The 6,422-nt window shown below is 60.0% G+C and carries 8 protein-coding genes and 1 pseudogene; 2 read left to right on the top strand and 7 right to left on the bottom strand.

Going from position 1 to position 6,422, the window contains the following annotated elements; all coding sequences use genetic code 11:
• From F4V54_RS09740 to prfB, 6 genes are all read right to left on the bottom strand, one after another.
• A partial coding sequence (locus F4V54_RS09740) for an SDR family oxidoreductase (RefSeq protein ID WP_150387011.1) occupies window positions 1-630 on the bottom strand: 630 nt, incomplete at its 3' end.
• Window positions 627-1,115, bottom strand: coding sequence for an SsrA-binding protein SmpB (gene smpB, locus F4V54_RS09745; RefSeq protein WP_034665412.1), 489 nt, complete (start codon window positions 1,113-1,115; stop codon window positions 627-629). The genes smpB and F4V54_RS09740, both read right to left, overlap by 4 nt.
• 3 nt (window positions 1,116-1,118) lie before the next feature.
• Window positions 1,119-2,021: a permease-like cell division protein FtsX gene (gene ftsX, locus F4V54_RS09750; protein ID WP_034665415.1), complete on the bottom strand. Its 903-nt coding sequence runs from the start codon at window positions 2,019-2,021 to the stop codon at window positions 1,119-1,121.
• Between the two features lie 11 nt (window positions 2,022-2,032).
• Window positions 2,033-2,725 (bottom strand): cell division ATP-binding protein FtsE, encoded by a 693-nt coding sequence (gene ftsE, locus F4V54_RS09755; RefSeq protein WP_034665479.1) that lies wholly within the window; start codon window positions 2,723-2,725, stop codon window positions 2,033-2,035.
• A 71-nt stretch (window positions 2,726-2,796) separates the two neighbouring features.
• Window positions 2,797-3,186 (bottom strand): SdpI family protein, encoded by a 390-nt coding sequence (locus F4V54_RS09760; protein ID WP_034665419.1) that lies wholly within the window; start codon window positions 3,184-3,186, stop codon window positions 2,797-2,799.
• Between the two features lie 12 nt (window positions 3,187-3,198).
• Entirely contained in the window at window positions 3,199-4,305 is a 1,107-nt protein-coding gene (prfB, locus tag F4V54_RS09765; RefSeq protein ID WP_150387012.1) for a peptide chain release factor 2, read from the bottom strand.
• 38 nt (window positions 4,306-4,343) lie between these two features.
• Between prfB and F4V54_RS09770 the strand changes: the two genes are divergently transcribed.
• Both F4V54_RS09770 and hisN read left to right on the top strand, forming a co-directional pair.
• A complete protein-coding gene (locus F4V54_RS09770) occupies window positions 4,344-5,159 on the top strand; it encodes an inositol monophosphatase family protein (RefSeq protein ID WP_170253146.1) in 816 nt (271 codons plus the stop codon).
• On the top strand, window positions 5,152-5,940 hold the full coding sequence (hisN, locus tag F4V54_RS09775; RefSeq protein ID WP_150387013.1) for a histidinol-phosphatase: 789 nt from the start codon (window positions 5,152-5,154) through the stop codon (window positions 5,938-5,940). Before F4V54_RS09770 ends, hisN begins: the two co-directional genes overlap by 8 nt.
• Here hisN and F4V54_RS11525 read toward each other — a convergent pair.
• Window positions 5,927-6,422, bottom strand: a pseudogene (locus F4V54_RS11525) (S1 family peptidase); the annotation flags it as partial. The gene hisN and the pseudogene F4V54_RS11525 sit on opposite strands and share 14 nt — an antisense overlap.

The raw sequence follows: 6,422 nt of genomic DNA on the forward strand, positions 1-6,422 counted from the left end.
CAAAAATTCGACGGTTGCGCCAGGGCCAGCATCGACGGCGAGGCGGACGGCGCGCGCGACGTTCGTGGCGTCCATCTTCGGGCGGTCGCCGGACTGCGGGCCAGCCAGCATGTCAGTGTCTGTGCGGCCTGGGTGGATGGAGGTGACGCGCACAGCGCCCTTCTCCTCCAGCGCCAACGTGTCGGTGAAACCTTTCAGCGCGAACTTCGACGCGCAGTACGCGGAGTGCTCGGGCACACCATGGAAACCGGCACCAGAATTAATCGCGATGATCAAACCATTCGAGCGGCGCAGCGCCGGCAGCAGTTCACGGGTCAGGATGACCGGGGCAAGGAGGTTGAGGTCGAGGGTTGCGCGCCAGATGTCGTCGTCAAGCTCCTCAAAAGGCCCCTTGTGCAGCACACCCGCATTGAGCACGAGGACGTCAAGCTCCTCGATGCCTCGCACTGCCTCACGGATCGCAGCCGGATCGCGCAGGTCAACCTCAAAAGGCTCGGCGCTGGGCAGCTTATCGACGACCCCCGCTGCATCCCGCGACGCCCCCGCAATCACGTGGTGATCCTTGCCCAGCTCTTCCACGATCGCGCGGCCGATACCGCGGGTTGCGCCGGTGATGAGTGCCTTCTTCATGCCTTGATCCCCTTAAACTTCCGGCCAAGCTCACGCGCGATTTCACGGTCTTCCGTGCGGCGCTTAATGGCCTGGCGCTTGTCATAGTCCTGCTTACCTTGGGCAAGCCCCAATTCCACCTTGGCAAGCCCGTCCTTGAGGTAAAGCTTCAACGGCACGAGGGTCTTATTGCCGTCGCGGATCTTGCCCTCGAGCGAGTCGATTTCGCGGCGGTGCAGGAGCAACTTGCGGGTGCGGCGTGGCGAGTGGTTCGTCCACGAGCCCATCGAGTACTCGGGGATGTGGAGATTGCGGAGCCAGACCTCGCCGTCGTCGATAGTTGCGTAGGCCTCGACGAGGGAGGCCTTGCCATCGCGCAGGGACTTGATCTCCGTGCCCTGGAGGACAATCCCGGCCTCGTAGGTGTCCAGAATCGTGTAATCATGCCGCGCTTTGCGGTTTGCGGCGATAACACCCGCGCCGGGAGATTTCTTCTTCTTAGCCATAAGTTACTTACGAACGTAGGAGCGCAGCGCCACCTGTGCAACCAGCCCGGACACCACCAGGGCAGCCAAACCCACCAACGGCATCACGGTCCACACCGCTGAATTTGGCAACTTGGCTATAAGCAGGTTTTCGTAGACTTTGCCAAGCATCGGGTCGATCAGCTGAGACTTAGTCAGCCACACGCCAATCGTGGCCACCACGGCGCCGATGAACACGGAAACCACGGCCTCCAGGACGAATGGCGCCTGGGTGAACCAGCGGGTAGCGCCCACCATGCGCATAATGGAGATTTCCTCACGGCGGTTGTAGGCCGCCAGCTGCACCATGTTGGAGATAAGGAAGATCGCTGCCAGCGCCTGGGCCGCCGCCACAATGAACGTGGCGTTACGGAAAGAATCCATCGAATCGGCCACGCCACGCACATCGCTTGCCTGGTCCGCGATGAAGGTGACCTGTGGCTTATCGCGGATCGCTTCAATCGGCGCTGTGTCAGCCGGATCCGTCAGGCGCACGTGTAGTGCCGCCGGCATCGAGTCGCGTGATGTCTCCTGCACCAACACCGGATCAGACTTGCTGAACAGCTCCGCGAAGCGCTCATAAGACTGCTCACGGTTGCGGAAAGTCACTGATTCCACGCGGTCATCAGCCTGTAGTGCGTCGCGGATTTCGGCACAGCCTGACGATGTACAGTCCTTGTCCGACGCGGAGATCTCCTCATCCAGCTCCACCATCACTTCAACGCGGTCCAAGTACAGCGTCTTAGTCTCGCTAGTCACCTGGGAAATCAGGATGCCGGCACCGACAAGCGCCAGGGACAAAGTGGTGGTAATAATAAGCGCGATAGTCATGGTCAGGTTGCGTCCGAGACCACGGAACCCTTCGCGAAAAATGAAATTCCAGTTCACGTCAATCCTCCCTAGCTTCCGTGAACGCTGTACACGCCGTGGTGGTCATCGCGCACAAGCTTGCCCAAGTGCAGCTCGATCACGCGCTTGCGCATGTCATTGACAGCGCGGGCGTTGTGCGTGGACATCACCACAGTGGTCCCCAACCGGTTAATCCGGGCGAGCAACGCCATGATGTCGTCTGCGGTGGAGGGGTCAAGGTTGCCCGTCGGCTCATCCGCAAGCAACAACGGCGGGCGGTCCACGAAGGCACGGGCAACGGCAACTCGCTGCTGTTCACCACCGGAGAGCTCACTGGGCATCCGGTGCGCCTTCGCATCCAGACCCACTATCTCAAGCGCTTCCGGCACGAGTTTGTTGATCTTGGACTTCGGCTTCCCAATCACTTCCAGCGCAAACGCCACATTGTCGTACACGCTGAGTTTAGGCAGCAGACGGAAATCCTGGAACACGTAGCCGATGGACTGGCGGAGCTTGTTCACTTCCTTGCCCTTCAACGCATTCACATGGAAGTCGTTGAAGTAAATATCCCCCGACGTCACGTTTTCCTCACGGATCATCAATTGCAAAAACGAGGATTTGCCCGAGCCGGACGGCCCGATAAGGAAGACGAATTCGCCGTTTTCAATGGTCAGCGACACATCATCCAAAGCCGGACGCGTTGACGTCGGATATGTCTTAGTTACATGAGAAAAGGTGATCACTTCAGCCACACTACCCGTTACGTAGCTGGGGGTGGCATCGAACCGTATGACGGCCGGATCGCGCTAAATAGCTATGCCACTACCCGGCCCGCATCCACCAACTTAGCTGCCTTATCAGCTTTGGTGGCAGACCAAAGAAGGATGACAATTTGCACAATGATTGTGGCGACCGGGAGAACGAATTGAGATCCCGTAACTACGCCATTGTCCGGTTTGAGAAAAACAAAAGCTAAGACCGAGAACAGTGCGCCCATAAAGCCAGTGATTGCCACTGCATTTAGGTATGGAATGGCTGCCTTGTGCCCTTCGCTCCATGCTGCATCGGACATGAGCGTGGCCTTCGTTCTGATGCCGATTGCCCCGTTGCGCTCCAAGCTACCTTTTTTGATAGCACCGCCCATCCCAAGCGATAGAAGCGAAAAAAGCAGCGCGCCAACGACCAAAAATACGTAACCGAACATAACCTCAGCTCCTTATGAGTCTTCTTGCTGTTGCTCCGCCATCCGCCAACGAATCCCGGCCTCCAGGAAGCCGTCCAGGTCCCCGTCGAGGACCTTCTGTGGGTCGTTGACCTCATAATTCGTGCGTAGGTCTTTGACCATTTGGTACGGGTGCAGAACGTACGAGCGCATCTGGTTGCCCCAGCTAGCATTGCCACCGGCGCCGAGCGCATCCATTTCGGCCTTTTCTTCTTGGCGCTTCTTTTCCAGCAGTTTGGACTGCAGGACGTTGAGTGCGGAGGCCTTGTTCTGGATTTGGGATTTCTCGTTCTGACAGGTCACCACAATGCCGGTGGGGATGTGCGTAATGCGTACTGCAGAGTCAGTCGTATTCACGGACTGGCCACCAGGCCCGGAGGAGCGGTACACATCAACGCGGATGTCTGAATCCGGAATATCAATGTGGTCCACTTGCTCCACCACGGGCAGGACTTCCACCTCAGCAAAGGAGGTCTGGCGGCGGCCTTGGTTATCAAAGGGAGAGATGCGCACGAGGCGGTGCGCGCCCTGCTCGACGGAAAGTTGACCATACATGTACTCGCCGTGGACAACGAAGGTAGCGGATTTAATACCAGCTTCCTCCGCATAAGAAATGTCGTAGACGTCAACTTTGTGCCCGTGCTTGTCCGCCCAGCGCGTGTACATGCGCATGAGCATCTCCGCCCAGTCGGCTGCATCCACACCGCCCGCGCCGGAACGAATGTTCACCACTGCCTCGCGCTCGTCGTATTCACCGGAAAGCATGGTGGTCACTTCCAGGCTGCTGATGGTGGCGGTAAGTTGTTCCAGTTCATCGTTCGCAAGCGATGCGTCGCCTTCTTCTTCGGCGAGTTCGTAGATGACCGGGAGGTCGTCGATACGCTGACGCAGATCACGCACCTTCCGCAATCGTGCCTGCACAGCTGATAGTTCGGTGGTGATTTTCTGCGCGTGGTCTGGGTCATCCCACAGGCTGGGGTCCGCGGCTTGGTCCTCGAGTTCGCGCGCGCGTGATTCCGACTCCTCGAGGTCCATGACCTTCTCAATCGTGGTCAGCGTGGAATTCAAGGAGTCAATGCGGGCGGAAATCTCGGGCTGCATAGGTGCGAAGTGTAGTTGACAGCGCCATAATGGCTGCCATGAACACATTGACTGCGGGATTCATTAAAGAGAATTTGCTTGTCGACGACACCAAGCTCGCCAACGCTCTCACCCGCACCGCCGGCCGCCTTGCTCTGCGCATGCGTGCTGCGGGTCTAGAAACTGCCCAGAAAACCTCCGTGTCTGATGTGGTGACGCAAGCGGATACTGCCGCCGAGCAGTTCGTTGTTGAGGCGCTGACGGCACTGCGCCCCGAGGATGGCCTGCTTGGTGAGGAAGGCGCCGCCAAGAAATCCACCAGCGGCCGCACGTGGGTGATTGATCCGGTAGATGGTACCTACAACTTTTCGTGCGGTTCCGATTATTTCTGTTCCGCGTTGGCGTTAGTGGAAGGTGATCCTGCTGAGCCGAAGCAAATTGTGGCCAGTGCGGTGACTCGCCCAGCGTTGGACACCACGTGGGTGGCTGAAGACGCTGGCGCTTCTGTCAATGGCACTCCCCTTCCCACGCTGCGATCTGCCCCACTGGAATCCCTTGCGCTGGCCACCTACCTGCACCCCCGTGACATGAACAACGCCGCTATTCGCGACACATGGCTCGATGCCGTGAACCGCGCCGCCACTGTGCGCATGTTCGGTGCTGGTTCCATCGACTTGGCCACCGTAGCCAGCGGTGGAGTGGGCGGATGGCTCCAGCATTCCGTTCCCGCCTGGGACTGGCTGCCTGGAAAAGCACTGGTGGAGGCAGTGGGTGGCCGCGCCGAGCAGATCACCGCGGGTGGAGTGACCTGGAGTGTAGCCGGCAATCCCCAGCTAGTGGCGGATGTTCTAGCTAAACTTGAGAGCCATGTCTAACTACTCCGACGATTTGGCACTGGCCCTTGAACTGGCGGATACCGCCGACGGCATCACCCTTGACCGCTTTGAATCCTCGGATCTCTCCGTTGATTCCAAACCGGATATGACTCCGGTGACGGATGCGGACCTCGCTGTTGAGGCTGCCCTTCGCAGCCTCCTGGAGGATGCCCGTCCCGCCGATGCTGTGCTCGGTGAGGAATACGGTGGCAACGTCACCTTCTCCGGCCGCCAGTGGGTCATTGACCCGATCGATGGCACCAAGAACTTCGTCCGGGGTGTGCCGGTGTGGGCCACCCTGATAGCCCTGCTTGAGGACGGTAAACCCGTCGTCGGTGTTGTCAGTGCCCCTGCCCTGGCCCGCCGTTGGTACGCCAGCGAAGGAAGTGGCGCGTGGCGCACGTTCGGCGACGGCGCTGTGCGGAAGTTGTCTGTGTCCGGGGTGGACCAGGTGGAGGATGCGTCGTTGGCGATTTCGTCGCTAAGCGGCTGGCATGATCGCGGCCTGCGTGAGAATCTCATTGCGCTGACGGATGCAACGTGGCGTCTGCGTGGCTACGGCGACTTCTTCTCGTATTGCCTGGTTGCCGAGGGTGCCGTGGATATTGCTGCAGAGCCGGAAGTCTCCCTGTGGGACCTGGCGCCGCTAGCGATCCTGGTGACTGAGGCCGGCGGGCGTTTCACTTCCTTGGCTGGTGAGGATGGCCCGCACGGTGGCGATGCCCTGGCCACGAACGGCCTGCTTCACGAGGGCGTTCGCCAACGCCTTACGCGAGCCTAAAACCCTGCCCCGGCCCCGGTGCGGCGTTGAGGTCCCGCATCACGGCGTCAATATTGCGCGAGACCGTCGGCGCGTGAAGGCCACCCTGTAGAGGTGTGTGGCACGACAAGTTCACCGGCTGTGGCAGCATCCCACCGTTGATCATGCCGACCAACCGGTCCCCCGCATACACCGGGGCACCGGAGTCTCCCGCCATCGCGCACACCTGCGTGACGTGGCGGGCCGGCTCAGACGCCCACACCACGCCGCAGGTCACGCCCGTCGCATACCCGTTCTTACACAGCGTGTCACCGGTCTTGGTCCAACCCCCGAACGAGCGGATCGTTGTTCCGTTGTAGCTTCCGGCCACTTCAGCGTTTGGACCCAGCTCAATCACGGAATAGTCCAGCGCACCGTTCTTGCGCACGATGCGGCCCGAGTAGCCCGCCTCCAATGAATCCGCCGCGGCCACCGGCTCCCCCACGTTGCCACAGTGGCCTGCC

Source organism: Corynebacterium tuscaniense, assembly GCF_008693065.1.
Lineage (GTDB): Bacteria > Actinomycetota > Actinomycetes > Mycobacteriales > Mycobacteriaceae > Corynebacterium > Corynebacterium tuscaniense.